Annotated in this window: 22 protein-coding genes and 1 tRNA gene; 11 read left to right on the top strand and 12 right to left on the bottom strand. The window is 74.1% G+C overall.

The window, feature by feature from the left end; genetic code table 11:
* Positions 1–44 precede the first annotated feature (44 nt).
* From NRK68_RS12160 to NRK68_RS12145, 4 genes are all read right to left on the bottom strand, one after another.
* Positions 45–1109 (bottom strand): DUF916 domain-containing protein, encoded by a 1065-nt coding sequence (locus NRK68_RS12160; RefSeq protein ID WP_257855768.1) that lies wholly within the window; start codon positions 1107–1109, stop codon positions 45–47.
* Between the two features lie 89 nt (positions 1110–1198).
* Positions 1199–2467, bottom strand: coding sequence for a hypothetical protein (locus tag NRK68_RS12155; protein ID WP_257855767.1), 1269 nt, complete (start codon positions 2465–2467; stop codon positions 1199–1201).
* Positions 2468–2836: 369 nt separating this feature from the next.
* Positions 2837–4108, bottom strand: a complete 1272-nt coding sequence (locus NRK68_RS12150) for a S8 family peptidase (RefSeq protein ID WP_257855766.1) — start codon at positions 4106–4108, stop codon at positions 2837–2839.
* A 164-nt stretch (positions 4109–4272) separates the two neighbouring features.
* Positions 4273–4692, bottom strand: a complete 420-nt coding sequence (locus tag NRK68_RS12145) for a GNAT family N-acetyltransferase (protein ID WP_183065459.1) — start codon at positions 4690–4692, stop codon at positions 4273–4275.
* Between the two features lie 146 nt (positions 4693–4838).
* Here NRK68_RS12145 and NRK68_RS12140 point away from each other — a divergent pair, with 146 nt between their 5' ends.
* On the top strand, positions 4839–5612 hold the full coding sequence (locus tag NRK68_RS12140) for an alpha/beta fold hydrolase (protein ID WP_183065458.1): 774 nt from the start codon (positions 4839–4841) through the stop codon (positions 5610–5612).
* Here the strand turns inward: NRK68_RS12140 and NRK68_RS12135 are convergent.
* Positions 5609–6091, bottom strand: a complete 483-nt coding sequence (locus NRK68_RS12135; RefSeq protein ID WP_183065457.1) for a hypothetical protein — start codon at positions 6089–6091, stop codon at positions 5609–5611. The genes NRK68_RS12140 and NRK68_RS12135 overlap by 4 nt on opposite strands.
* 225 nt (positions 6092–6316) lie before the next feature.
* Here NRK68_RS12135 and NRK68_RS12130 point away from each other — a divergent pair, with 225 nt between their 5' ends.
* Positions 6317–6781 (top strand): phospholipase, encoded by a 465-nt coding sequence (locus NRK68_RS12130; RefSeq protein ID WP_257855765.1) that lies wholly within the window; start codon positions 6317–6319, stop codon positions 6779–6781.
* A gap of 87 nt (positions 6782–6868) precedes the next feature.
* On the opposite strand, the gene NRK68_RS12125 is transcribed toward NRK68_RS12130, so the two are convergent.
* The 3 genes from NRK68_RS12125 to NRK68_RS12115 form a co-directional block, all read right to left on the bottom strand.
* On the bottom strand, positions 6869–7990 hold the full coding sequence (locus NRK68_RS12125; RefSeq protein WP_257855764.1) for a sulfite oxidase: 1122 nt from the start codon (positions 7988–7990) through the stop codon (positions 6869–6871).
* A 57-nt stretch (positions 7991–8047) separates the two neighbouring features.
* Entirely contained in the window at positions 8048–9349 is a 1302-nt protein-coding gene (locus NRK68_RS12120) for a phosphoribosyltransferase family protein (protein WP_183065454.1), read from the bottom strand.
* A gap of 425 nt (positions 9350–9774) precedes the next feature.
* Positions 9775–9847: transfer RNA gene (locus tag NRK68_RS12115), tRNA-Arg, on the bottom strand.
* A 332-nt stretch (positions 9848–10179) separates the two neighbouring features.
* Here NRK68_RS12115 and NRK68_RS12110 point away from each other — a divergent pair.
* The 8 genes from NRK68_RS12110 to NRK68_RS12075 all read left to right on the top strand — a co-directional run bounded on the left by NRK68_RS12110 (position 10180) and on the right by NRK68_RS12075 (position 20161).
* Entirely contained in the window at positions 10180–11829 is a 1650-nt protein-coding gene (locus tag NRK68_RS12110) for a dynamin family protein (RefSeq protein WP_183065453.1), read from the top strand.
* 4 nt (positions 11830–11833) lie between these two features.
* Positions 11834–13678, top strand: a complete 1845-nt coding sequence (locus NRK68_RS12105; protein ID WP_257855763.1) for a YfjP family GTPase — start codon at positions 11834–11836, stop codon at positions 13676–13678.
* A 98-nt stretch (positions 13679–13776) separates the two neighbouring features.
* The gene (locus NRK68_RS12100) at positions 13777–14187 is read left to right on the top strand and encodes a single-stranded DNA-binding protein (RefSeq protein WP_183065451.1); all 411 of its coding nucleotides are present in this window, start codon (positions 13777–13779) and stop codon (positions 14185–14187) included.
* A gap of 338 nt (positions 14188–14525) precedes the next feature.
* Positions 14526–15605 (top strand): thioester domain-containing protein, encoded by a 1080-nt coding sequence (locus tag NRK68_RS12095; RefSeq protein WP_257855762.1) that lies wholly within the window; start codon positions 14526–14528, stop codon positions 15603–15605.
* Positions 15606–15719: 114 nt separating this feature from the next.
* The gene (locus NRK68_RS12090; RefSeq protein ID WP_183065449.1) at positions 15720–17198 is read left to right on the top strand and encodes a bifunctional phosphatase PAP2/diacylglycerol kinase family protein; all 1479 of its coding nucleotides are present in this window, start codon (positions 15720–15722) and stop codon (positions 17196–17198) included.
* Positions 17199–17317: 119 nt separating this feature from the next.
* Positions 17318–18982, top strand: a complete 1665-nt coding sequence (gene ettA / locus NRK68_RS12085; protein WP_075970303.1) for an energy-dependent translational throttle protein EttA — start codon at positions 17318–17320, stop codon at positions 18980–18982.
* Between the two features lie 22 nt (positions 18983–19004).
* A complete protein-coding gene (locus NRK68_RS12080) occupies positions 19005–19454 on the top strand; it encodes an acyl-CoA thioesterase (protein ID WP_183065448.1) in 450 nt (149 codons plus the stop codon).
* The gene (locus tag NRK68_RS12075; RefSeq protein WP_183065447.1) at positions 19451–20161 is read left to right on the top strand and encodes a DUF8010 domain-containing protein; all 711 of its coding nucleotides are present in this window, start codon (positions 19451–19453) and stop codon (positions 20159–20161) included. The genes NRK68_RS12080 and NRK68_RS12075 overlap by 4 nt, the downstream gene beginning before the upstream one ends.
* A 62-nt stretch (positions 20162–20223) precedes the next feature.
* On the opposite strand, the gene NRK68_RS12070 is transcribed toward NRK68_RS12075, so the two are convergent.
* On the bottom strand, positions 20224–20634 hold the full coding sequence (locus tag NRK68_RS12070; RefSeq protein WP_183065446.1) for a globin: 411 nt from the start codon (positions 20632–20634) through the stop codon (positions 20224–20226).
* An 83-nt stretch (positions 20635–20717) separates the two neighbouring features.
* Between NRK68_RS12070 and NRK68_RS12065 the strand changes: the two genes are divergently transcribed.
* Positions 20718–21725, top strand: a complete 1008-nt coding sequence (locus NRK68_RS12065; RefSeq protein WP_183065445.1) for a methyltransferase domain-containing protein — start codon at positions 20718–20720, stop codon at positions 21723–21725.
* Here NRK68_RS12065 and NRK68_RS12060 read toward each other — a convergent pair whose 3' ends face one another.
* Genes NRK68_RS12060 through NRK68_RS12050 form a run of 3 tightly spaced genes read right to left on the bottom strand, consistent with a single transcriptional unit; the run spans position 21726 to position 25754 of the window.
* Entirely contained in the window at positions 21726–22712 is a 987-nt protein-coding gene (locus NRK68_RS12060) for an FHA domain-containing protein (RefSeq protein WP_257855761.1), read from the bottom strand.
* Positions 22713–22757: 45 nt separating this feature from the next.
* Positions 22758–24083, bottom strand: a complete 1326-nt coding sequence (locus tag NRK68_RS12055) for a VWA domain-containing protein (RefSeq protein WP_183065443.1) — start codon at positions 24081–24083, stop codon at positions 22758–22760.
* A 33-nt stretch (positions 24084–24116) separates the two neighbouring features.
* Positions 24117–25754: a PP2C family protein-serine/threonine phosphatase gene (locus tag NRK68_RS12050; protein WP_183065442.1), complete on the bottom strand. Its 1638-nt coding sequence runs from the start codon at positions 25752–25754 to the stop codon at positions 24117–24119.
* Positions 25755–25756: the final 2 nt, after the last annotated feature.

Genomic DNA, 25756 nt, shown 5'->3' with positions numbered 1-25756 from the left:
AGCCGGTGATGGCCGAATACCGTCACCGGTGACACCTTTGCCGGTCAGCGCGTTCCAGCCAAGTCCAGGAGGGGTTCCTCCTGTTCGCTCTCGGCGCGACGGCGCCGCCGCAGCACCCACAGGGTGACGCCCGCGCACGTCAGCACCAGCAGCAGGCCCACGGCGGGCCAGGGCACGGCGACGAAGTCGGTCTTGGACCGGGAGACCAGGTCGGGATGGGCCGCGGCGCCCGCGGTGATCCTGACGGTGACCCGGTCCGACTGGGGCGCGTCCGGCCACGGTTCGGTCAGCTCGATCCGCTGGCCCGGCAGCAGCGACAGCTTCAGCTCACGCTCCGGCCGGTCCAGCACCCGGCGCCCGAACAGTCCCTCCGCGGAGACCGCCACCTTCGGCTCGACCACCACGTTGCCCCGGTTGACCAGCGCGTAACGGACGGTGGCGCGGGCGTCCTTGACCCAGGGCAGCAGCGGCGCGGACCGGCTGACCCGCACGTCCTCCACGCTCAGCCCCGGCGTGACGGGCCCCGGCACCCGGAAGTACAGCCGGGCGCCCACCGAACGCTTCACCCCGACCCGCACCTTGCCGTCCTGCTGCACGCCCTCCACCGCGGTGCCCAGGGCCACGATCCCGCCCACGTGGTCACCGGGCGTCGCGTCCGGCGGAACTGTCACGGTGAAGGGGATGTCCTTGCGGCCCTTGGCGGGCACGGTGACGGTGCTCGCGGTCTCCGGCGCCAGGGTGATCCACGCGCCGACGTCCTTCGGCTTCGTCTCCACCGGGAGCAGCGCGAACGCGCCGCCGGCCGGGGTGTTCACGGCGTCGGTGGCGAAGACCTGGAAGGTCAGCTCCCGGTCCGAGGAGTTCAGGACCGTCACGCTGTCGGAGAGCGTGCTCCCGGCCGCGCCCTGGTGGAAGAAGTACGCGCGATCGGTCATGGCCGCACCGGCCGCGGGCGTCGGGAACACCCCCCACGTGCCGTTGTCCGCGGCCCTCGCCGGCCCGGCCGGCAGCAGGCCTACGCCCGTGAGCAGCAGGCCGAGGAACAGGCCGAGGAGCAGACCGTACAGGGCGGTGCGGATGCGGCCGGGCGTGCTGCTGCGGGTGCGCATGGGCGGTCTCCAGTCGGCGCGGAAAGGGGAAGGGGTGGTGCGGCGCCGGAGCGCCGCACCACCCTGGTAGGTACGGGTAGGGGTGCGGATCAGGCGATCGAGAAGGTCACGACCGTCTGGTAGGTGTCGGCGAACATGAACGGCGGGAGCTGGATCATTCCTGCGCCGCCGACGGCGAACTCACCACCGGTCAGCTCGTCACCCCCGGCGGCCTGGGAGGCCACCTTCATCGGGACGTCGGAGATCGCGCCGGGCGTGCCGGCGGTGCAGGTGCTCGGGCTGTCCGGGTTGGTCACGGTGCAGGACGGCTGGATGCCGATCTGCGCCTTCGGCATCGAGTGGCCGGTGGTCTGGTTCAGGAACGGCGTACGCGTCGCCGTCACGTCCCAGCCGAGCGAGCCGCCGCGGAAGTCCTGGACGGTCGCGGCGTTGAAGACGCCGACCACCGACTGGGCCTTGCCGTTGATGGTGACCGCGCCGAAGCTGACGGCCGGCTGGCCGTCCTTCGGGCCCAGGGCCAGCGGTCCGGGGAGGACCTCGACGTCGACGGGGTTCTTCACGCCCGGCTGGTCCTCCATGAACACGAAGGCCTTGTACGGGGTGATCGAGCCGTCGATCCGGATGGCGTCGGCCTTCTTGCCGATCGTGATGTTGCAGGTGGCGGCGCCGGACGCGTCCGCCGTGCCGGTACCGGTGTCACCGGTCGCCGCGCCCGAGAGCAGGGCGGAACAGGTGACGGGTCCGGCCGGGAAGTTGGCGCCGTTCACGACGACGGCGGTGCCCGCCGGGCCGCTGTTGGGCGTCAGCCTCGTGGTGACCGGGTCCTTGGGCAGCGCCTCGACCGCGACCGATCCGAGCGAGGCGCTCGGGCGGGGCGCCGGGGTGCAGGTGGTGGTGAAGACCGAACCGGAGAGGTCGGCGTCGGTCACCGCCAGATCGAGGGCGACCTGGACGGTCGTGCCCTCGGTACCGTCCGGGATCCTGACCGTTCCGGAGAACGCCTTGGGGTCGAGCGGCTGCCCCGCGACGACGGACACGGTCTCCGGCGGGCTGGTGACCACCTGGGTGGTCGCGCCGACCTTGAGGGTGATCTTGGACGTGTTCACCGTCGTGACGGAGAACGAGGGGATAAGCGGGCTCGCACCCGGGTCGATCGTGATCGGGACGACGTCGCCGGCCTTGGCGCCGTCGGGCAGCGTGACCGTCCAGTTCTGGTTGCCCGAACCGTCCGGCTGCGGCGCCGGGGCGTCGCAGTTCTCGAAGACGGCCGTGGTCTTGGTCGCGGCCTGCGCGGAGCCCGCCAGGCCCGCCACCGCGCCGGTCAGGGCCAGCGACAGGGCCCCCGCCCCTGCCAGCACCTTTCGAAGATGCGTTCTCGTTCTCACTGGGTCGCGACTCCTTCGTCATGACGAACCCTCCCCCCACCCGCTGTGTGGGGGAGGCCGAGCCGGTGCGGTGGCCGATATTGACGCGTCATGGTGATGAGAAGTCAATGACTTGCTTTCGCCCGAAGCACACAGAAATTGATGGGCCATCAGGGAGGGGCTGATGGCCCACCGGGTACCGACCGGTCGGGGTGTGCCGGACCCGGCGGCCGGTCCGCCCGTCGGTCAAGGCCATGTTTCGGCCTTGTTCGCCCCTGTTCGGGGCTCGTGGGTGGTGGGGGGCGGACGGCGGGCGGCGGGCGGCGGGCGGTCAGCGGGTGGCGGGTGGCGGGTGGCCGACGCTCAGCGGGTGGTGGCGGGCACGTGCAGCAGCAGGTTCGGGGTGCCGGTCGGCAGACCGGTGATCCGGTCGGGTACGGCGCCGCGCACCAGCGTCTCGGACACCTGAGCCGGGGTGCGCACCGTACCGCCGGCCAGGAGCAGCGCGGCGGCCCCCGCCACGTGGGGGGCGGCCATCGAGGTGCCGGAGGAGCGGGCCGTGGCGGTCGCCGAGTCCTTCCAGGCGGAGGTGACGGCCACGCCCGGCGCGAACAGGTCGACGCAGGCGCCGTGACCGGAGAACGCGGCCCGCCGGTCCGCGGCGTCGGTCGCGCCGACGGTGAGGGCCTGCGGGACGGAGGCGGGGGAGCCGCCGCAGGCGTCCTTGCCCCCGTTTCCGGCCGCCGCGACGAAGGTGACACCCGAGGACACGGTCCGCAGGACGGCGGCCTCGAGGGCGCGGCTGCGGCTGCCGCCCATGCTCATGTTGGCCACGGCCGGGGTGCCGGGGGCGCGGGCGGCGTCCCTCACCACCCAGTCGATCCCCTTGATCATGGCCGACAGCCTCCCGTCGCCGCGGCAGTCGGCCACCTTCACCGAGACGAGGGAGACGCCCTTGGCGACCCCGTACGTCTGCCCGCCCACCGTCCCCGCGACGTGCGTGCCGTGGCCGTTGCAGTCGCGGGAGCTCTCCATGAACACCGCGTTGTGCCCGGCGCGGGCACGGCCGCCGAACTCCTGGTGGCGGGTGTTGATCCCAGTGTCGAGGACGTAGACGGTGACGCCCTCGGCCTTCGTGGCGTACGTGTACGAGCCGTCGAGGGGGAGTTCGCGCTGGTCGATCCGGTCCAGGGACCAGGGGGCGGGGCTCTGCGGCCCGGTGCGCGGCGTATCGGTGGTGCCGCCGATGCCCGTGGTGCCGGTGATGCCTCTGATGTCGGTGGTACCGGTGATGTCCCTGGCGTCGGTGGTACCGGCGATGTGGAAGACCGTGTCCGGTTCCACGGAGGCCACCCGGGGGTCGGCGGCCAGGGCCGCGGCCCGTGCGGCGGTGGTGCGGACGGCGAAGCCGTCGAGGGCGGCCTCGTAGACGGGACCGACCGCGTCCCCGGACCGCGCGGCCTCGGTGGCCAGGGCGCGGGCAGGGGCGCGTGAGGCGGTGTCCTTGAGGACGACGACGTAGGGCGCGGTGGAGGGGGAGCCCGCATCGGGTTCGGGAACCGGTGGGGAGCCCGTGACGGCGGTGGAGAGCAGGGCGGCTGCGGGCAGGAGCACGGTGAATGCGGTTGCGGTCATGCGGCCGATGCTCTGCGAGGGGTGGTGCGGGCGCGCGGAGGGTGCGCCGAGTGGGCGCACGACACGCCACCGCCCGGGCGGTGGCGCGCCGGCAGCCCCGCTCCGTCAGGCCGCCCGCCGGGCCGCCGTATCGGCCGTCACGACCAGCAGGGCCGGGAGGGCCGTCAGGGCTGCTGCGAGAGCGGCCAGCCGCGCATCGAGAACACGCCCTCGTCGCGGGCCCCGGCGGCGTCGTAGGTGGCCAGCGCGGCCTCGTTGTCGGTGTCGACTCCCACCCACATGCCGTAGCAGCCGCGTTCCTTCGCCTCGTCCGCCAGCGCCAGGGTCAGGGCGCGCCCGATCCCGCGGCGCCGGTAGCCCTCGTCCACGGAGAGCTCGTACAGGCACATCTCCGTCCCCTTGTCGGGGTGGTTCATCTCGATGCCGGAGACCATCCCGGCGGGCACGCCGTCGACGTAGGCGATGAGCATCAGATGCCCGGGGGCGGTGAGGAAGCGCTCGGACCACTCCTGGCGGGCGGGCCCGTCGAAGAGGGATTCGGCGGCCGAGAGCTCGGCGGGTGTGAGGGCCCGGCGGATGTCCATGGCGGTCACGATAATGCGCGCACGGTCCAGGGGCCGGGCGTAGCCGGGCCCGGCGTGGCGGCGGCCCGGAAACTCCCGGCCGGGCGGGTGCCCCGCTGACTAACCTGTGCGGGTTGTCGAGGACTTGAGCAGCGAGGGGGAGCTTCGTGAGGGATGCCGTGGTCACGCCGGAGGGCGACCGGATCCGCTGGGTCGAGCTGCCGGGCGGGACACCGGCCCGGGTGTACGTGCACGGCCTGGGCGCCACCTCGCCCGCCTACTTCGCGGCGAGCGCCGTGCACCCGCTGCTGGCGGGTCGGCGTTCCCTGCTGGTCGACCTGCTGGGCCACGGGCACAGCGACCGGCCCGAGGGCTTCGGCTACACCCTCGAAGAGCACGCCGACGCGCTGGCGGCCGCCCTCACCGTGGCCGGTGCGCAGGGCGCCGAGCTGATCGCCCACAGCATGGGCGGAGCCGTGGCCATCGTGCTGGCCGACCGTCATCCGCACCTGGTGTCCCGGCTGGTGCTCGTCGACGCCAATCTGGATCCCGTACCGCCCAGGCCCGCCGCCGCGGGGAGCAGCGGGATCGCCGCCTACACCGAGGAGGAGTTCCTCGCCGGCGGCTGGGCCGAGGTGCGCGACAGGGCCGGCGCCCACTGGTGGTCCACGATGCGGCTGGCCGGCCGTACGGCCCTGTACCGCAGCGCCGTCCACCTCGCCGCGGGCACCACCCCCACGATGCGCGAGCTGCTCCTGCAACTGACGATCCCGCGCACCTTCCTGCTGCCCGAGGCGGACGCCCCGCTCCCCGGTGCCGACGCCCTCCGGGCCGCGGGCGTCGCCGTGGTGCCCGTCCCCGACTGCGGGCACAACGTCATGCTGGACAACCCGGAAGGCTTCGCCAGGGCCACCGCCACCGCCCTGGACCCCACCGACTAACCCTGAGCGCGCGGCGACGGGGTGCCGTCGGTCCAGGCGTAGACCCGCTTGCCGCGCACGGCGACCTGGTACTGGTGGAAGTCCCGGCACTCGGAGCGGACTTCGGCCCGCAGCTCGTTCGGCCACCACCTGGCGTGCAGCTCCGGGGCGCCCTGCCGCTTCGGCGTGCCCGCCGTGCACTGCGGGCCGTCCAGCGGGGTCTTGCCCAGGTCGAACCGTATGAGCCGGGCCTCCCCGGTGGTGCGCACGCGTATACGGACGTCGGTGGCGTCCTTGGGTATCCAGGACGGCAGGGCGAAGGGTGCTTTCGCGCGCGTCGGGGCGTCGGCGGCGGTCGCGAAACGCTTGCCCTTCTGCTTGTGCACCTTGTGGTCGATGGTGTCCGTCACGGGGTTGGGCGGCAGGTTGGGCAGGGCGAAGGCGGCGGTGGCGAGGACTCCCACGGTGGCGGCGGCGATGACGAGCGGGCGGCGTTTCATGCCTTCCAGTCTCGGCGAGGAGGTGCCGTTCGCGCGTCCCTCCTCAGAACGAACCGTGTCCCGGCCGAAGGTCTCACACGGCGTCATACCTGGGAGGGTCGCCGGTGACGACCGCACCACACACAGTGAGCGGGGGGTCGTGCAGAAGCCGAGGGCCGCACAGTAACCGGGCGGCGCCCGGCACCGTTGGCCGGTTGACCGTCCGCCCGGCCCCCGAGGACCCCCATGCACCGTCGCCGCCTCCTGCCCGCCCTCGCGACCGCCACGGCCACCGCCGTGCTCGCCCTCTCGCCCGCAGCCTGGGCCGCACCCGAGGTCCCGGCCGACAAACCGCAGGTGCTGAGCCGCTGGACACAGACCGACGCCGCCAGTTACGAGGCCTGGGCCGACGCGCGCGAGCACCGCGCCGCCTGGGCCGCGTACGGCTTCGACTGGTCAACCGACCAGTGCACGACCTCCCCGGACAACCCCTTCGGTTTCCCCTTCGCGGCGGCCTGCGCCCGCCACGACTTCGGCTACCGCAACCACCGGGCGGCCGGGCTGTTCCCGGCCGCCAAGGCCCGGCTCGACGACGCGTTCCACGCGGACATGAAGCGGGTGTGCGCCCGCTACACGGGCAGCCTCAAGCGTTCGTGCGACGGCACCGCCTGGACGTACTACCAGGCGGTCAGGCTCCTCGGCATCTCCTAGCAACCGCAGGCGTTCACACGCAGAGCGCGCGTGCACACGCAGCGCGCGTGTTCACACCCAGAGCGCACGATCACACCCAGAACGCGATCACACACAGAGCACGGGGACCCGCTGGACCAGGTTGTTGGCGAAACCGCCGCGGTTCCAAGGCTGTTCGAGCGGCTGGGTGCGTCCCCCGGTGTCCGTGGCGCGGACGGTGAGCGTGTGGCGGCCCGGCACGGCCGTCCACACGCAGCTCCACGCCTGCCACGCCCACGGATGCGCCCCCGGCGCCGTCACCTCGGCCGCCGCCCAGGTCAGGCCGTCGTCGGCGCTCACCTCCACCCGGGCCACGGCCCCGTGGCCGGACCACGCCCGCCCCGCGAGACGCACCGGGCCGGGGTGCACGACACGGGTGCGCGACATGAAGTCGGGGAAGCCCGGCGGGGCCATCAGGGCACGCGGCGCGATACGGGTCACCGGCTCGCCGGGGTCGTCCGGATCGTCGGCGGACCGCCGCAAGCGGTAGGCCACGGACTGCTGGAACCCGGTGAACGGCGCGTCGACGAGGGTGATGTCCCGCAGCCACTTGACGTGCGCCATGCCGTACCAGCCCGGTACGACCAGCCGCAGCGGATACCCGTGCTGCGGCGGCAGGAGCCGGCCGTTCATGGCGTAGGCGATCAGCACACCCGAGTCCTCCCCGGTGGCGTACGGCAGCGGCAGGCTGCGCCGGTAGTCCTGCTCGACACCGCGCTCCACACCGTGGTCGGCCCCGGTGAACACCGCTTCGACGGCATCGGGCCGCACCCCCGCCGCCTCCAGTACGAGACCCAGCGGGACCCCGGTCCAGTCGGCGGTGCCCACCGCCTCGACCAGCCACGGCTGGCTGACCGGCCGGGGTGACAGGAGCGCCCGGCCGTTGCCCGCGCACTCCATCGTGACGCGGCGGGTGACGGCGGGGAACGCCCGCAGCAGGTCGAGATCCAGCGACAGCGACGTGTCGACCAGGCCGCCCACGGTCAGCCGCCAGCCGTCCGCGTCGGCGGCGGGGATGTCGTAGTGGACCAGGACGTAGTGCAGCCCGGGCGGCGTGACCTCGTAGCGCAGGGCCTCCAGCGGCAGGCCGTGGTTGCGGGCCGCGAGCGCCAGCTCCTCCTGGCCGATGCCCTCACCGGCGGGGGCGATGCGCGCCGGGGCGCTGATGTCGCGCACGGACGCCTCTTCCATCTCCCCATGGTCGCGCGCCCCGTCCCGCGGGGCACGTCGTCGCCCGCGGGCCGCCCGTCACAGGTGCCGGGTGAACCAGTCGCGGGCCAGGGCGGCCACCTCGTCCAGGGCGCCCGGCTCCTCGAAGAGGTGCGTGGCTCCCGGGACGACCTCCAGCCGGGTCTCGCAGAGCAGCTCCCGCTGCGCGGCGCGGTTGAGTTCCAGCACGGTGGTGTCGCGGCCGCCGACGACGAGCAGGGTGGGCGCCCGTACGGAGGCCAGCCGGGGCCCGGCGAGGTCGGGCCGGCCGCCGCGCGAGACCACGGCGCCGATGTCGGCGTCGGCGGCGGACGCGGCCCACAGCGCGGCCGCGGCCCCGGTGCTCGCGCCGAAGTAGCCGACCGGGAGGGGCGCGCGCCGGCGGAGCCAGGCGGTGGCGGCCGCGAGCCGTCCGGCCAGCGGCTCGATGTCGAAGACGTTGGCCCGGTCGGCCTCCTCGGCGGGCGTCAGCAGGTCGAAGAGCAGGGTGCCCAGACCCGCCCGGTTCAGGTCCGCCGCGACCGTCCGGTTGCGCGGGCTGCGACGGCTGCTGCCGGAACCGTGGGCGAACACCACGACCGCCCCGGCCCCCTCCGGCAGGGCCAGGTCCCCGGCCAGAGCGAGACCGCCGGCGTCCACCTCTACCTGGACGGCCCGGGCGGCCTCGACGGCGCCGACGCTCCCGACGGCCCGCGCGGGCCGTCGGCCGGCCGCCGCCTGCGCCAGCAGGGAGACGACCTCCTCGTCGGAGGTCTGGGCGAAGTCCCGGTACCACTCGCCGACGGCCCGGAAGGCGCGCGGCGCGGAGAGGCACACCACCTCGTCGGTCTCCTCGCGCAGCCGGGCGACCGCGTCGGGCGGGGCCACCGGGACGGCCAGCACCACACGGGCCGCGCCCTGCGCCCGTACGACCTGGCAGGCGGCGGCCGCGGTGGCTCCGGTGGCGATCCCGTCGTCGACCACGATCACCGTCCGCCCGTCGAGGGCCACCCGGGGCCGGTCGCCGCGGAACCTGCGGGCCCGCCGGGCGAGCTCCGCCTCCTCGGCGCGCTCGACCGCCTCCAGGTCCTCGCGCGTGACCCGGCTGCTGCGGACGATGTCCTCGCTGATGACCCGTACGCCGCCCTCGCCGATCGCCCCGAAGCCGAGCTCGCGGTGGTGCGGGACACCGAGCTTGCGGACCACGATCACGTCGAGCGGTGCGCCGAGGGCCCGCGCCACGGGGAAGGCCACCGGGACGCCGCCGCGGGGCAGGCCCAGTACGACGGGATGTTCCTCGTGCAGATGGCGGAGGGCTGCGGCGAGCCGCTCCCCGGCGTCCGCGCGGTCGGTGAAGAGCACGGGGGTTCACCCCCAACCCGAGGGGAGACGGGACCACGCACCCCCTCCTTCCGACGCAACCCCACGCGGGGGATTCCCGCAAGTCGGGGAGGGCGGCGTACCGCGCCACCGCCCCCCCGAGGCTCTGCGGGGGTCCGACCGGGGCCCAGCCGGCTCCCCGGAATGGCGGAGCGGCCTCTTCCGTCGACGGGTCCGCCGCGTACGGGCCGCTGGGTCTGCTTTCGGCCGATCTGCGGTCCGGCGCGGGCGTGTTGGGCGCTCGCGGCCGTGAAGGGAGCCGCCGCGAGCGCCCTCCCGACGCCTTCGGAGCGGGGTCCCGCGCCCCCGCCCGACCGGCCCGGCCGCCCCCCGGCCGACCGCTGCGACCTGCGCGAAAGCCCTCCGCGGAGGGAGGGCTTCGGGTGGTTGCGGTGATGAAGAATGTGTGCCCCCGGCAGGACTCGAACCTGCGGCCAAGTGCTTAGAAGGCACCTGCTCTATCCACTGAGCTACGGGGGCCGGAAGGTGGCCTTGGTGGGCCTGGAGCCCCTGGTGGGGGTGGGACTTCGGTCCGTTCCGGGTCAAGGATAGGGCTCCGGCCGCCTTGTCCCGGTTGCTTCACTCGCGGGCCACGATGTGGAGGTTCCGTGAAGCGGTCCCGATAATCGCAGGCAGGTGCGATTCTCGCATCGCTTTTGCGCCGCGGCGCCCTGGGTGTTGTGCACTCGTTATGCCTGCGCCCCACTCGTCCGTCGTGCCCGGAATGTCCCACTGAAGTCGCGGTCGGCGCGCAGGGGGCGTATAAGCTTCAAAAATGGTCCTAAATTGGGCATTCTTCGCATGTGGTGACCTTGGATGTTCGGCCTCAGCTGCTCGATGCCCTGTCCGCCCTGCGCGACCGGGTCGCGTCCGTACGTCTGCCGTTGCCCCTGCCCGGCACCCCACGGGCCCGCCAGACCAGATCCGAGCTGCTCGCGCAGCTCGACGACTACCTCGTACCGCGCCTGAAGGCGCCCGAGGCGCCCCTGCTCGCCGTGGTCGGCGGGTCCACCGGGGCCGGTAAGTCCACCCTCGTCAACTCCCTCGTCGGACGCCAGGTCAGCGAAGCCGGCGTGCTCCGCCCGACCACCCGCACACCGGTGCTCGTCTGCCACCCCGACGACCACCACTGGTTCGCCGGCATGCGCGTACTCCCCGACCTGATGCGGGTCTGGGTGCCCCACGAGGACGACGACACGCCCCCCAAGGCCGCCACCCGCGGCCCGGGCCGCGGCCGCACCGGCACCGGCAAGGGCAGCGGCGGCGGCGCCCAAGGCGGCCACGAGACCCGCGAGATGCGGATCGAGACCGTCTCCAGCCTGCCGCGCGGACTCGCCATCCTCGACGCCCCCGACATCGACTCCCTCGTGGTCGAGAACCGGACACTCGCCGCCGAACTCATCTGCGCCGCCGACGTCTGGGTGATGGTCACCACCGCCTCGCGGTACGCCGACGCCGTCCCCTGGCACCTCCTGCGCACCGCCAAGCAGTACCGGGCCACCCTGATCACCGTCCTGGACCGGGTGCCGCACCAGGTCCTCGCCGAGGTCTCCCGCCAGTACGGGGCCCTGCTCACCAAGGCCGGGCTGGGCGACGTACCGCGGTTCACCGTCCCCGAACTCCCCGAGTCGACCGGCGGCGGCGGACTGCTCCCGGCCAGCGCCGTCGCCCCGCTCTTCGCCTGGCTCGCCCACCACGCGCAGGACCCCGCCGCCCGGCAGTACGCCGTCGGCCGCACCGCCCTCGGCGCCCTGGACTCCCTGCGCAGCCGGATGCCCGAACTCGCCTCCGCCGTCGCCGCCCAGCACGCCGCCGCCGTACGGCTGACCTCGGCCGTCGAGGACGCGTACCGGCGCGAGGGCAAGCGGGTCCGGGGCCGCCTCGACCAGGGCGCCGTACTGGCCGGCGACGCGCTGACCCGCTGGCGCGGCTACCCCCTCGACACCAGCGCCGGCGAACTGCTCGACTCGCTCGCCGAGTCGCTCGCCGCCCTGCTCCAGTGCGCCGTCGCCGCCGCCGACGAACGGATCGCCGAGGCCTGGCGCCGCGAACCGGCCTCCGGCGCGCTGGTCCTGCCCACGCCCGACCGGGAGGCGGGGGAACGGATCGGCATGGCCGTACGCCGCTGGCGGCGCGTGCTGGAGGAACTCGTCGAGGAGGAGGTGGCCGGGCTCGACCGGCAGCCCGCACCCGACGCCGACGGCGTCGCCGCCCTGCTCGTCGCCGCCCTGCTCGGCGGCAAACGGGCCCGGCCCGCCGGGGAGAAGCTCGCCGAGCGGATCGGCGCCCAGGCCGCCCTGCGACTGCGCGACAAGGGCGGAGAACTCGTCGGCGACCACCTCGACGAGGTGCTGCGCGGCGAACGCGACCGCCGCCTCGCCCCGTTGGAAGCACTCGAAGTGAGCCCGGAACCGCAGGCCGAACTGATCGCCGCGCTGTCCGTACTGCAGAAGGAGAGGTGACGCGGTGACCGCCCTGGCCGACCGCACCGACGACCGCTGGGACGACGGGTTCATCGCGCGCTCCCGCCCCCGCCCCGCCGAAGCGGACGAGGAGGACGCCGCCGACGGGACGGACGAGGGCGACGAGGCGCTCGTACGGGCCGTCTCCGGCGCCGGCAGTGACGGCGGCAAGTCGTCCGCGCCCCCGCTCAGCCCCGAGGCACAGGCGCTGCGCCAGCGCCTCGACGCGCTGCGGCAGTTGGTCGGGCTCTCCCGCACCCGGCTCGACGGCAAGACCCTCGCCGAGGCCGGACGGGTACTGGACGAGGCCGCCGCACGCCGCGGGCTCTCGCCCCAGCACACGGTCGTCGCCATCGCCGGAGCCACCGGAAGCGGCAAGTCCACGCTCTTCAATTCACTCGCCGGGGTGCAGATCTCCGAGACCGGGCTGCGCCGCCCGACCACCGCCGCGCCCATCGCGTGCAGCTGGTCGGACGGGGCCGCCGGGCTCCTGGACCGGCTGGAGATCCCGGGACGGCTGCGGCGCCGGCCCCGCGAGACCTCCGAGGCGGAGACCCTGCGCGGCATGGTCCTCGTCGACCTGCCGGACCTCGACTCCGCGGTCGGCGCGCACCGCGAGCACGTGGACCGCGTACTGGCGCTGGTCGACGCCGTGGTGTGGGTCGTGGACCCGGAGAAGTACGCCGACGCGGTGCTGCACGAGCGGTACCTGCGCCCGCTGGCCGGACACGCCGAGGTGACCTTCGTCGTGCTCAACCAGGTGGACCGGCTACCCGGCGAGGCCGCCGACCTCGTACTGGACGACCTGCGCCGGCTGCTCGACGAGGACGGCATCGCGCTCGGCGAGCACGGCGAGCCCGGTGCCACGGTCCTCGGGCTGTCCGCCCTGACCGGCGACGGCGTCGGGGAGCTGCGCGAACTCCTCGGCCAGTTCACGCAGGAGAAGGGCGCCGCGACCCGGCGGATCTCGGCGGACGTGGACCGCGCGGCGATCCGCCTGCGGCCGCTCTACGTCGCCGACGGACACGCCGGACCGGAGATCGGGGAAGCGGCGCGCACCGAGTTCGAGGACCGGCTCGCCGAGGCGGTCGGCGCCTGCGCGGCCGGACTCGCCGCCGAACGGGCCTGGCGGCGCAACGCGGGCAAGGCGTGCGGGACCCCGTGGCTGCGGCTGTGGCGCTGGTACGAGAACCGGCGTGCGCCGCGCACCCTGGCGGGCCTGGCCGCCCTGGCGGCGATCGGCGGCCGGGGCCAGACGGTCGTACAGGCGCCGGTCGAGGAGGAGGTGACCGCTCGTCAGCGCGTCGAGCAGGCCGTGCGGGTCGTCGCCGACGAGGCGGTCGCGGGCCTGCCCGACCCGTGGGCGCAGGCGGTCCGGGAGACGGCGGTGCGCGGCGCCGACCGGCTGCCGGAGGCGCTGGACGAGATCGCGGTGACGCTCGGGGCGGCGGTCGCCGTGCCGAACGCCAAACCGCCGCGGCCCGCCTGGTGGCCGGCGGCGGTGCTGACGCAGGCGGCCATGACGCTGCTCCAGATCTTCGGCGGACTGTGGCTCGTCGGGCAGATCGTCGGGGTACTGGAGCCCGAACTGATGCCGCCGGTGCTGCTGATGGTGGCGGGCATCATCGGCGGGCCGCTCGTGGAATGGGCCTGCTCGATCGCGGCCCGGGGCCCGGCCCGGCGGTACGGGCAGGACGCGGAGCGCAGGCTGCGGCAGGCCGCTGCCGGGTGCGGCCGGGCCCGGGTGCTGGAACCGGTGGCGGCGGAGCTGCTGCGCTACCGGGAGGTGCGGGAGCAGTACGCCGCGGTCGCCGCAGGGGGGAGCCGGTTGTCCACAACCCGCCAGTAATCCACAGGCCGGAGCGGGGGCCGGCCGCCGGACGCAGCATGGTCCGTAGCCCGTACGGATGGTCCGTGCGGGCCGGCACGAGGGGGAGGGCGACCGGGATGTACGACACCCAGGTGACGCTGGTGGGCCATGTGGCGACACAGGTCGACTACAAGGAGACGGTGAACGGTCCGTCGGCGCGGTTCCGTTTCGCGGTGACGCCCCGCTACTACGACCGGCGCAAGGACGCCTGGACGGACGGGCCCACCAGCTTCTACACGGTGTGGGCGCGGCGCACCCTCGCGGTGAACCTCGCCGGTTCCGTATCGGTGGGCGAGCCACTGGTGGTGCACGGGCGGCTGCGCGTGCGGGACGACCCGCCGGCCGGGGAGGAGGGAAACCGGTGGATCAGCGCGGAGATCGACGCGACCGCCATCGGGCACGACCTGAACCGCGGGACAGCGGCCTTCCGGCGAGTGGTGAGAACCGATCATCCGCTGATGGACACTCAGAAGGCGGCGGTGGGTTGAGTGTTCGAGGTGGTTAGGATTCCCCGGTACTCACGGGCACCTGGGTCTTTGGCCCGAAGGGGAAGACTGTGTCGATTGCCGTTCCCGCATCCTCCGCTCCTGATCCCGCTCCTGCTCACCCTCCCGCTCCGGCTCCTGTTCACGCTCCGGCTCCGGCTCCGGCTCCCGCTCCGGCTCCTGCTGCTTCGGTACCTGCCGTTCCCGCTCCTGTCCCGGCTGCTCCCGCCCCCGACTCCGGCGCGGTACGGGGGGCCGCGCGCCGGCCGCTCGCGGCCGCCCTGCTGGCCGCGGCCCTCGCCGCCGCGCCCGGTGCCCGGGCCGTCGCGGACTCCGGGCCGGTGGCGCCCCGCGTGCCGGAGGGCGCGAGCGCCGTGCTGGACGGGCTGAAGACGTTCGGGCAGGCGGTCCTCCACGCCGGGGACGGATCGGTGCGGCAGATCCCCGCCGGTCTGTACGAGATGCGGGTCGACGGCGGCGGGATGCTCCAGACGTACGGGGTCGGGGTGGCGGGCAACGGTCAGCCGCAGGCCCGGTACACGGAGAGCGGCTGGAGCGGCAGCCCGCTGGCGGGCAACGGACAGGCCGGACGGATCCGCTGGGTGCTGGAGCACTCCTACCCGCAGCTGAACGACCTGGCCGGGCTCGCCAAGGCGGCCGGGGCCGTGTCGCTGACCGCCGAGAGCGCGGCGGCCGGGACGCAGGTGGCGATCTGGCGGCTCGCGGACGGGGTGCGCGTCGAGGCGGCGGACCCGTCCGCGGAGAAGCTGGCCGACTACCTCCAGCGGGCGGCGGGACAGATGCCGGAGCCGCCCGCCTCGCTGAGACTCGACCCCGGCGACGTGTCGGGGCCGGTCGGCAGCCGGCTCGGCCCGGTGACCGTGCGCACCGGCGCGCGGAGCGTGTCGGTCATCCCGGACGCGGCGGCCGTCGCCATGGGGGTGCGCGTGGTTGACGCCGAGGGGAAGCCGCTGGCCACGGCGGCCAACGGGAGCCGGATCTACTTCGAGGTGCCGGCGGGCACCCCCGACGGGACGGCGTCGGTCACCGTCCAGGGGGCGACCAAGGTGCCGGTCGGGCGGGTCTTCACCAGCGGCGTCCCCGCCCAGGCGCAGATCGTGGCCGGCTCCAGCGAGTCCGCGGCGACGGCCACGGCGCGGGCGGCCTGGCCGCCGCCCCCGCCGCCCGAGGCCGGTGCGGCCCCGGCCGAGGCCCCGGACCCGGGCACCGGTTCGGGCGCGGTCGCGCTGGGCGCGCAGTCCGCGTCCCTCGCGACGACCTCCCCGGACGAGGAGCGGCTCGCGACCAGCGGCAGCTCGGCCGCCACGCCCGTCATCGCCTCCCTGGCGGTGGGCCTCGTCGTGCTCGGCGGCCTCGTCGTCCTGCTGCTGCGCAAGCGCCCCCTCGACGAAGAGGAGTAGGAAGGGAAGCGGACCCGAGGGGACGAGGGAAGCGGAACAGGAGAAGGAAGAGGGAAGCGGTCGGCGCCGAGCGCCGCGCCGGTTCCGGTACAGGATCCGGGGTAGAGGCAGAAAATGGTTGATCAAGAACTGACCTGGACCGGCGCCTTCGCGCGATGGGACCGCCGGCTGTTCGACGCCGTGGCCCGCAGGCACTGGCCCGGCGCCGACCGCGTGCTGCCCCGCCTCGGGCGGGCCGCGAACCACGGCGTGCTGTGGGGCGGGGCCGCCGCGGCCATCGCCGTCTTCGGATCGGCAGGGGCGCGCAAGGCGGCCCTGCGCGGAGCGGCCTCCCTGGCGCTGGCCTCCTCGACCATCAACACCATCGGCAAGTGGTCCGTACGCCGTCCCCGGCCGCTGCTGGAAGGCGTGCCCGTGGTCCGGCAGCTGGCCGTGCAGCCGCAGACCACCTCCTTCCCGTCCGGGCACTCGGCGTCCGCCTTCGCTTTCACCGCCGGGCTGGCACTGGAGGCCCCCGCCCTGGGCGCCGCGCTCGCCCCGGTCGCTGCGTCGGTGGCCTTCTCCCGGGTCTACACCGGCGTGCACTACCCCTCCGACGTGGTCGCGGGTGCGGCCCTGGGCGTGGCCGCCGCCTTCGTCGTACGCCGGCTCGCGCGGGACGTGCAGGAGGCCCGGGCCGTGCCGGGCGACGAGCCCAAGGCCATCGGGGTCCCCGCGCTGCCCGACGGGGCCGGGCTGACGGTGGTGGTCAACACCGGGTCGGGCACGGCCGCGACCGTGCCCGACGTCGTGCGCGCCAGGCTCCCCAAGGCCGAGGTGATCGAGTGCCGGGGCGCGGACCTGCTCCCCGCGCTGGCGGAGGCGGCGGCGCGCTCCACCGTCCTCGGGGTGTGCGGCGGCGACGGCACCGTCAACGCGGCCGCCACCGCCGCCCTGAAGGCCGGGGTCCCCCTGGCCGTGTTCCCCGGCGGCACCCTCAACCACTTCTCGCTCGACCTCGGCCTCCTCGGACCCGAGTCCACCTGCGAAGCCCTGGAGCACGGGGAGGCCGTCCGCATCGGCGTGGGCCGCTTCTCCCCGGGCCCCGGCCCCGACGGAGCCCCCGGCTACTTCCTGAACAACTTCAGCATCGGCGCCTACCCGGAGCTGCTGCGCCACCGGCTGCGCTGGGGCCCGCGCATCGGCGGCGGCCCGGCCGCCCTGCTGGCGGCCTGGAAGGTCCTGCGCGCCGAGCGGCCCGTACGGCTGCAGCTGGCCGGGCGGCCCCGGAGCGTCTGGCTGCTCTTCGCCGGCAACGGCACCTATCACGGCACCGGCCCCACCCCGGGCCGCCGCGACAGCGTCGGTGAGGGTCTGCTCGACCTGCGGGTCGTCTACGGCGGAGGGCGGCCCGGCCCCCGGCTGCTGGCCGCGGCCTTCGCCGGCCCCCTGAGCCGCTCCCCGGTCCACGCGGCCACCCACCTGCGCAGCCTGCGCGTCGGCTCCGTCCCGCAGGGCACCGCGCTCGCCTACGACGGCGAATACGCCAAGGCCCCGAGCGAACTGGTCCTCGACACCCTTCCGGCCGCCCTCACGGTCTACCGCCCCCTCTGACCACCCCGCCCTGGATGCCCCGCACCCCCCTGGCCCTGACCTACCCATTCGCCCGCGGGTATGGACGTACGGCAAGATGGGGTGTATCTGCCCACCATCGATCTGCCGGACGGTTTCTCTTGGCTGAGTTCATCTACACCATGCGCAAGACGCGCAAGGCACACGGCGACAAGGTGATCCTTGACGACGTCTTCCTGAACTTCCTGCCCGGCGCGAAGATCGGTGTGGTGGGTCCGAACGGTGCCGGTAAGTCCACCGTTCTGAAGATCATGGCGGGCATCGAGCAGCCGTCCAACGGCGACGCCTTCCTCTCGCCCGGCTACACCGTCGGCATCCTCATGCAGGAGCCGAAGCTCGACGAGTCCAAGACGGTCCTGGAGAACGTCGAGGACGGCGTCGGCCCGATCAAGCAGAAGCTCAACCGGTTCAACGCGATCGCCGAGGAAATGGCGACGAACTACACCGACGAGCTGATGGAGGAGATGGGCAAGCTCCAGGACGACCTGGACCACGCCAACGCGTGGGACCTCGACGCCCAGCTGGAGCAGGCCATGGACGCCCTGGGCTGCCCGCCCGGCGACTGGCCGGTCACCAACCTCTCCGGTGGTGAGAAGCGCCGCGTGGCCCTCTGCAAGCTGCTGCTGGAGGCCCCCGACCTGCTGCTCCTCGACGAGCCCACCAACCACCTCGACGCCGAGTCCGTGAACTGGCTGGAGCAGCACCTCGCCCAGTACAAGGGCGCCGTCGTGGCCGTCACCCACGACCGCTACTTCCTCGACAACGTCGCCGAGTGGATCCTCGAACTCGACCGCGGCCGCGCCCACCCCTACGAGGGCAACTACTCCACCTACCTGGAGAAGAAGGCCGAGCGCCTCAAGGTCGAGGGCAAGAAGGACGAGAAGCGCGCCAAGCGCCTCAAGGAAGAGCTGGAGTGGGTCCGCTCCAACGCCAAGGGCCGCCAGGCCAAGTCCAAGGCCCGTCTCGCTCGCTACGAGGAGATGGCGGCCGAGGCCGACAAGATGCGCAAGCTCGACTTCGAGGAGATCCAGATCCCGCCGGGCCCGCGTCTGGGCTCGATCGTGGTCGAGGTCAACAACCTCTCCAAGGCGTTCGGCGACAAGGTCCTCATCGACGACCTGTCCTTCACGCTGCCGCGCAACGGCATCGTCGGCATCATCGGCCCGAACGGTGCCGGCAAGACCACGCTCTTCAAGATGATCCAGGGCCTGGAGAAGCCGGACTCCGGCGAGATCAAGGTCGGCGAGACCGTCAAGATCAGCTACGTGGACCAGGGCCGCGCCAACATCGACCCCAAGAAGACCCTCTGGGCGGTCGTGTCGGACGAGCTGGACTACATCAACGTCGGCAACGTCGAGATGCCGTCCCGCGCGTACGTCAGCGCCTTCGGTTTCAAGGGCCCGGACCAGCAGAAGCCGGCCGGCGTGCTCTCCGGCGGTGAGCGCAACCGCCTGAACCTCGCGCTCACCCTCAAGCAGGGCGGCAACCTGCTGCTCCTCGACGAGCCCACCAACGACCTCGACGTCGAGACCCTGGGCTCGCTGGAGAACGCGCTGCTGGAGTTCCCCGGTGCGGCCGTGGTCGTCTCCCACGACCGCTGGTTCCTGGACCGGGTGGCCACCCACATCCTCGCCTACGAGGGTGACTCCAAGTGGTTCTGGTTCGAGGGCAACTTCGAGTCCTACGAGAAGAACAAGATCGAGCGGCTCGGCCCGGACGCGACCCGTCCGCACCGCGCCACCTACAAGAAGCTCACCCGAGGCTGAGGGGAGAGCTGAGGTCACGGCCATGGCCAGACACCAATACCGTTGCCCCCTGCGCTGGGCGGACATGGATGCCTTCGGGCACGTCAACAACGTCGTCTTCCTCCGCTATCTGGAGGAGGCGCGGATCGACTTCATGTTCCGCCTCGCGCCGGGGGAGGGCAGCGAGTCCTTCACGGGCGGATCCGTCGTGGCCCGCCACGAGATCGACTACAAGCTGCCCCTCGTACACCGGCACGAGCCGGTCCTCATCGAGTCCTGGGTGACCCGGATAGGTGCCGCTTCCCTGACCATCCGCTACGAGGTCAAGGACGAGGCGACCGAGGACAGGCCCGAGACCGTCTACGTGCGCGCGGAGACCGTGGTCGTGCCCTACAACCTCGCCGCGGGCCGGCCCCGCCGCATCACGGCCGAGGAGAGGCACTTCCTGGAGGAGTACCTCGACGAGCCGCGCGCCGAGGTCATCGCGGCATGAGTGCACAGCTGCGCTTCGCCGACTCCGGGGAGGCGGCGGACCTCGCCGCCTTCCTGGGACGGCTGGTGCACTACGACCGGGCCGCCGCCGTCCGCCTCCAGGGAGGCGGCGGCGCGCTCGGCGTGTTCGGGCGGCCGCCCTCCTTCGAGGTCCTGGCCATCCGCACCGTGCGGCTCGCCGTACCCCTGACGACACCGCTGGACGTCACCGTGTCCGCCGGTGAGCTGCTGGAGTCCGTGGACGAGGCCTCGGCCGGCGCCACCGTGCCCGGGCCGGTCACCGGGCCGCCCTGGACCGGGGTGCTCCCGCCCCGCGGCGGCTGGCAGCAGCTGCCGGGACTGCCCGGCCCCGAAGCGATAACGCAGGCCCTGGCGGCCTCCGTCGCCGAGTTCCGGGCCCGTGACGAGGCCCTGCCCGCGCAGCACCGGACCCGGTCCGAGCGCGACCGCATCGGCCGCGAGATATGGTCCCGCACCCTGGGCGACACCGAGCTGCCGCTGCGCGTCGCGCACGCCGCGCAATCCCTGGGCTTCCTGCGGCCGGTACGGGCCACGGTGCCCGCCACCGCGTCCGGCGCGGCCCCCGACCCGGTGGCGCTGCTCGCCTCCGGGAGCTGGCTGCGGCTGCGTACCCCGTACGGCTCCGTCGCCACCCGCCGCCCCGGCGCCACCGGCGGCCTCGGCGCCTTCCGGGTCAGCCCCGTCTGACCCGCGCCCCCGAGGCCGACCGGCCCGAGGGCGCCTCCTCAGGGGCCCTGGCGGCCGCGGCCCTAGCCCGCCGTGTTGATCATCGACGCGGCGGCGTACGTGAGGTACTTCCACAGCTGCGCCTCGTGCTCCGGCGCCAGGCCCAGCTCGTCCAGCGCCACCCGCATGTGCTTCAGCCAGGCGTCGTGGGCCGCCGAGTCCACCTGGAACGGCGCGTGCCGCATCCGCAGCCGCGGGTGGCCGCGGTGTTGGCTGTACGTGGTCGGACCGCCCCAGTACTGCATCAGGAACAGCGCGAAACGCTCCTCGGCCGGACCGAGGTCCTCCTCCGGGTACATGGGGCGCAGCAGGGGGTCCTCCGCGACCCCCTGGTAGAAGCGCCGCACGAGGCGACGGAAGGTGTCCTCGCCGCCCACCTGCTCGTAGAAGGTCTGCTCCTGCTCCTGAAGGCCGCCCTGCGGAATCTCATTCACCCGACCATCGTCTCAGACGCCCGGTACCGTCCGGGGGCGCCTTCGCGCTCGCACCTGCGGGCCCGCCGCAGGACAGTGGAGGCATGGCCGCACACACCGCACACAGCGCACACAGCGCACGCACCGGGACGCGGGACCTGCGGGAGACCGCGCACGCCGCCCAGGTGCGGGAGCTGACCGCGGCCGGCGTACTGGAGGACCCGCGCTGGCGGGCGGCCTTCGCGGCCGTGCCCCGGCACGCCTTCGTGCCCTACTTCTGGGCCGACCGCGGCGCCGGCCACGAACGGCTCTGGGCCGAGGACCCCGACCCCGGGCAGCGCGCCCGCTGGCTGCGCGGGGTGTACGTCGACGCCCCGCTCGCCACCCGGCTGCGCGACGGCCGCCTGGTGTCCTCCAGCAGCCAGCCCTCCCTGATGGCGAAGATGCTGACCGCCCTCGACGTGCGCGACGGCGACGACGTCCTGGAGATCGGCGCGGGCACCGGCTACAACGCGGCGCTGCTCTGCCACCGCCTCGGCGACGAGCACGTCACCACCGTGGACCTGGACGAGGAGATCACCGAGTCCGCCCGGGCCCACCTGGCCCGGCTCGGCTACCACCCGACGGTGGTCACCGGCGACGGCGCCCGCGGCTGCCCCGCCCGCGCCCCGTTCGACCGGATCCTGGTGACCTGCATGCTCCCGCTGGTCCCGCACACCTGGCTCGGCCAGTGCCGGCCCGGCGCCCGCATCCTGGCCCCCCTGTCGACCGGGCTGATCGCGCTCACGGTCCGGGACGCCGACTTCGCCGAGGGCCGCTTCCTGCACACCCCGGCCTACTTCGTCCCGCTGCGCGGGGCCACGGCCGTACCGCCGCCCGACCGGACGGGGATGGTGCGCGGGCTCCCGTACGAGCTGGTGGAGAACGAGCGCTTCCAGTTCATGCTCGTGCTGACCGCAGGGGTACTGCACCCCCGCGAGGCCCTGGACCTGTGGCGCAGCGAGGGCCGCCCGGGCCGCGAACGCTTCGGCGTCTCGGTCGGCCCGGAAGGCCAGTGGTCATGGCTGGACGACCCCCAGGGCCCCTACGTCTGGCCCCTGGGAGAAGCCTGATCAGCCGCGGCGGATGGTGATCGTGGTCCAGGCGCCGACGTGGACGCGGTCGCCGTCGGAGAGGGGGACCGGGACGTAGGGCTGGATCGGGTCCTCGCCGCCGTTGATGGTGGTGCCGTTGGTGGAGTTCTGGTCGACCACCGCCCAGCTCATGTCGGGCTGCTGCACCAGCACCGCGTGCTGGTGGGAGACGCCCGGGTCCTCCGGGGGCACCGACAGGTCGATGTCCGGGGACTCGCCCGTGGAGGCGCGGCGGCGGCCGATGGTGATCTGGCCGCCGGACAGCGGGAGGTGCTGCTCCGGGGAGTACGCGGGGAGGTTGAGCCCGGTCGCCTCGGGACCGCTGCGCTGCATCATCGCCATGAAGTACGAGCGGTCGGGGCCGATCGTCGCGCTCCAGGACCCGCCCTGGGGCGGGAGGGGCTGATACGACGGCGCCTGCGGCTGCGGCCGGCCGTAGTCCTGCTGGTACTCCTGGTACGGGGGCTGCTGCGGGGCCTGCTGGTACGCCGGCGGCGGCTCGTGCGCGGGCGGCGGCAGCAGCCAGTCGTCCTCGCGCTGGAGCGGCTCCGCCGGACGGTTGACCCGGGACGGCCGCGAGCCCTGGTACTCGAAGTGGTCCTGGCCGTACGTCCCGGGGCCCGGCACGGGCGGCGGGGGCGGGCTGCCCGGACGGGATCCCGCAGCGGTACCGGCGACGCCGGGCGCCGGCGGCACCGGGTCCGAGACCGGAGGCGGGGTGTACGGGGTCGCCGAACGGGTCAGGAAGTTGTACCGGCACTCCTCGCAGAACGGCGCCATGGCCTCGCGCGGGGTCCGGCACTGCGGGCAGAGCTCTGCCTGGGCGGTCGGTTCACCGGCGGTCGGGGGGAAGCCGTAGCCGTAGGAAGGCACGGCGGGGGGACCCTCAGGGGTACCCATGCGGTGGCCGCAGACCTCGCACCAGTCGTCGGAGGCGGACTGGTGCCCGTTCGGGCAGGTCGGCATGGCGGCTCTTCCCCCTTCTGCTCCCTGCGTCATCGCGGGAGGCTCTCAGAACTTCTTCACTCGGACGGTCTGCGTCGAACGTGTTTCGAGAGTCATCTCGTCGGCGTCGGCAACCTTCGCTTTCAGCCGCACAGTACCCGCCACCGCGTCCACCACATCCACCACCTTCGACAGAAGTCGTGCTGTGTCGGCGTTCCCGGAGACGCTCGCCAGCTGTACGGCCCGTCCGAGTTTGGCCGTAGCACCATCGACATCGCCCAGTTTGCGGGCTTCGAGGCCCTGCTGGATAGCCTGCGCCAGCTCCGCCTGCCCGGTGTAGTGGGCGACCTGCGGGTTGATGGCGGTGGACGCGGCCACGTCGTTGGTCCACACCGCGCGCACCAGGCCCTGGGCCAGGACGGCCTCGGGCTCGCCGCCCGTCGCCGGCCGCACCAGCGTGGCGCGGGAGGCGAGCATCTCCTGGCCGACGGCCGCGCCGGGGACCCGGACGCACACGTGGTACTCGCGGGACTCGTCGCCCCACGACCCGGTCGGATAGTCGCCCGCGCGCGGGCCCGTGTCGGTACGGCGGTCGGTCAGGTCCTGCACGGTGGGCGCGACCTGCTTGACGTACTGGATCTCCACGCCGACCGGGGTCCACAGGCGCAGCGAGACGTCCGCGACCTCCTTGCCCATGACCTTTTCCATCATGCGCGTGAAGTCCTCGGTGAGGTGGGCCGGGTCGGCCACGATGTCGGCGGAGCCGAGCAGGGCGCTCGCGATGCCGGTGACCTCCTTCACCTCCCAGTCGGTGCCCACGCCGCGGGCGTCGCAGGTGAAGCGGCCCGCGCAGGCGTCCAGAGCGGCGCGCAGGACGGCCGGTTCCTCGTGCTCGTTGCGTCCGTCGGTGAGCAGGATGCCGTGCCGGATCGCCGCGGTGGAGCCGCGCAGCAGGCCGTCGGCCAGGCGCAGCCAGGTGCCGATGGCGGTGCCGCCGCCGGCGCTGAGGCCGCGCAGGGCCTCCTTCGCCTCGGCCCGGGTGGCGGGACCGGCGACGGCGAGGCGGCCCAGACCCGGATAGACCTCCTTGGCCACGTGCGTGCCGGCGATCACCGCGAAGGCCGTGCCGTCGCGCAGGGTGTCGACGGCCGCGGCCGTGGCCTCGCGGGCGCCCCGCATCTTCTCCGCCGGGTACTCCATGGAGCCCGAGCAGTCGACCATGATCACGACGGCGGCCGTGCCGTCCGCGGGGGTCCCGCGGGTGACGCTGCCCCCGCCGGTGGCGGTGACGGTGACGATGGCGTGGACGTCCCGCCCGCCTTCGGGAAGGAATTCGTTCTGGTACACGTCCACGCTGAAGCGCGGTGCGCTCGGCTTGGCGAAATTCGCCATCGGCTGGACTCCTAGAGGGCTCGGGCAGGCGGGTCAGACCTGCGGGCGCGCTTCCACTTCCGGTTCCGCTGGTGCTGCCGTGCCGGTCTCCGGGGCCGCTCCCGGTTCCCGTTCCCGTTCCCGTTCGGGCTGCGTGGCGAACGGCACGACGGCCACGGTGATGTTGTCGTGGCCGCCGCCGTCGAGGGCGTGCCCCACGAGCACCTGTGCGCTGTGCAGCGGGCGGACCGCGGCGTCGACGGGCAGGACCTGCGCCATCTCCCGCGCGGACTCCGCGTAGTTCCACAGCCCGTCGGTGCAGACCACGACCACGCCCGGGTGGTCCGGCTTGAAGATGGCGGTGTGCGGTTCGAGCTCGTACGCGTCGGCACCCAGCCAGCCGGTGATGGCGTGCGCGCGGACGTCCGCGTAGGCCTCGGCCTCGCCCATCAGGCCGGCGGCGACCATCTGCGCGGCCCACGAGTCGTCCTCGGTGAGCCGGCGGGGCAGCGCGGCGCGGTCGTCGGGCACCCAGTAGGCGCGGCTGTCGCCCACCCAGCCGATGGTCAGCAGGCCGCCGCTGACGACGGCGCCGACCAGGGTGCAGGCGGGCGCGTTCTGCGCGCCGGGGACCTCGGGAGCCAGCGCGTCGACCGCCGCGGCGGCGGCCAGGATCGCCTCGTGCATGGCCTCCTGGGGGTGCGCGCCGCGGGGGAGGGCCTCCAGCAGGGCCTCGTTCGCGGCGGCGGCGGCCGCCGCTGACGCGTCGTCGGGGCGGCTCGCGGAGGACACCCCGTCGCAGACGATGGCCACGGTGGCGGCGGAGCCGTCGGGCAGGGCGGTGGCCGACACGGCGAACGAGTCCTCGTTGCGGTGGTGGCGCAGCCCGCGGTCGCTGACGGCGGCGACGCTGCCCAGCTCCTCCTCCACGTGGTCCCGCTCCCGGGGCTGGGCGTGCCCGCAGTGCTCGCAGTACCCGTCGGTGTCGACGTGCCCGGCCCGGCAGGCCACGCAGGTCTTCCCGCCGGGTGTCGCCGCGGCGGCCGTGCTGTCGTACGGGCTCTCGTAGGGGTTCTCGTGCGGGCTCTCGTACGGGTTCTCGTGCGGGGTCTCGCCCGGGCCCCAGGACGTTGCCCCGGCGGGCGTGCCGGGGTCGCCGCCGGGCCGGTCGTGGCGAGTCTCGGGGCCGCCCGCCGGGCCCTGCGGGGCCGGGGGCGCGGGCTCGGCGGCACCCCAGGGGGTCCCCTCGGGGGGCGTGCCGGCGCCGTACGGATTCTCCTGGCCCGGACCCGGGTACGAGACGCCGGCCGGGTTCGGCCGCGGCTCCGGTTCCGGCCGGTGCGGCTCCGGGGCGGCCGCCCAGTCGGCCGGGTCCCCGACGAGGGTCGGCGCGGCCGCGGCCACGCTGCCCCAGCCGGGGGCGGGTTCACCGGCGCCGGAGGCGGCGCGAGAGGTGGCCGGGGCCGGGATCGCGTACCCGTCCCCGTGCGGTGCGGGCCGGGCCGACGGCGCGGGTGGGGCCGGCGGCGCGGGTGGCGCGGGTGGCGCCGGTGGGATGGGAAGGGTCGGGTGGTCCGTGGACGCGGCCGCGGAAGAAGGGGTCAGGGCGTAGCCGCAGAGACCGCAGAAACGGTCACCCTCTTCGAGGGGTTCCGCGCAGCTGGGGCAGCCCGACAGCCGATGCATCGACATCA

The sequence above is a fragment of the Streptomyces yangpuensis genome (genome assembly GCF_024666385.1).
GTDB classification, from domain to species: domain Bacteria; phylum Actinomycetota; class Actinomycetes; order Streptomycetales; family Streptomycetaceae; genus Streptomyces; species Streptomyces yangpuensis.
The sequence above is the reverse complement of the archived record's forward strand: the minus strand, read 5'-3'. Positions and strand labels throughout refer to the sequence as shown.

Coding starts and splice junctions, on each gene's coding strand:
- NRK68_RS12135 (WP_183065457.1), bottom strand. CDS start 6,091: ATGAAACGCCGCCCGCTCGTCATCGCCGCCGCCACCGTGGGAGTCCTC.
- NRK68_RS12100 (WP_183065451.1), top strand. CDS start 13,777: ATGTACGACACCCAGGTGACGCTGGTGGGCCATGTGGCGACACAGGTC.
- NRK68_RS12050 (WP_183065442.1), bottom strand. CDS start 25,754: ATGTCGATGCATCGGCTGTCGGGCTGCCCCAGCTGCGCGGAACCCCTC.
- NRK68_RS12075 (WP_183065447.1), top strand. CDS start 19,451: ATGAGTGCACAGCTGCGCTTCGCCGACTCCGGGGAGGCGGCGGACCTC.
- NRK68_RS12130 (WP_257855765.1), top strand. CDS start 6,317: ATGCACCGTCGCCGCCTCCTGCCCGCCCTCGCGACCGCCACGGCCACC.
- NRK68_RS12065 (WP_183065445.1), top strand. CDS start 20,718: ATGGCCGCACACACCGCACACAGCGCACACAGCGCACGCACCGGGACG.
- NRK68_RS12125 (WP_257855764.1), bottom strand. CDS start 7,990: ATGGAAGAGGCGTCCGTGCGCGACATCAGCGCCCCGGCGCGCATCGCC.
- NRK68_RS12060 (WP_257855761.1), bottom strand. CDS start 22,712: ATGCCGACCTGCCCGAACGGGCACCAGTCCGCCTCCGACGACTGGTGC.
- NRK68_RS12055 (WP_183065443.1), bottom strand. CDS start 24,083: ATGGCGAATTTCGCCAAGCCGAGCGCACCGCGCTTCAGCGTGGACGTG.
- NRK68_RS12160 (WP_257855768.1), bottom strand. CDS start 1,109: ATGCGCACCCGCAGCAGCACGCCCGGCCGCATCCGCACCGCCCTGTAC.
- NRK68_RS12080 (WP_183065448.1), top strand. CDS start 19,005: ATGGCCAGACACCAATACCGTTGCCCCCTGCGCTGGGCGGACATGGAT.
- NRK68_RS12090 (WP_183065449.1), top strand. CDS start 15,720: ATGGTTGATCAAGAACTGACCTGGACCGGCGCCTTCGCGCGATGGGAC.
- NRK68_RS12145 (WP_183065459.1), bottom strand. CDS start 4,692: ATGGACATCCGCCGGGCCCTCACACCCGCCGAGCTCTCGGCCGCCGAA.
- NRK68_RS12150 (WP_257855766.1), bottom strand. CDS start 4,108: ATGACCGCAACCGCATTCACCGTGCTCCTGCCCGCAGCCGCCCTGCTC.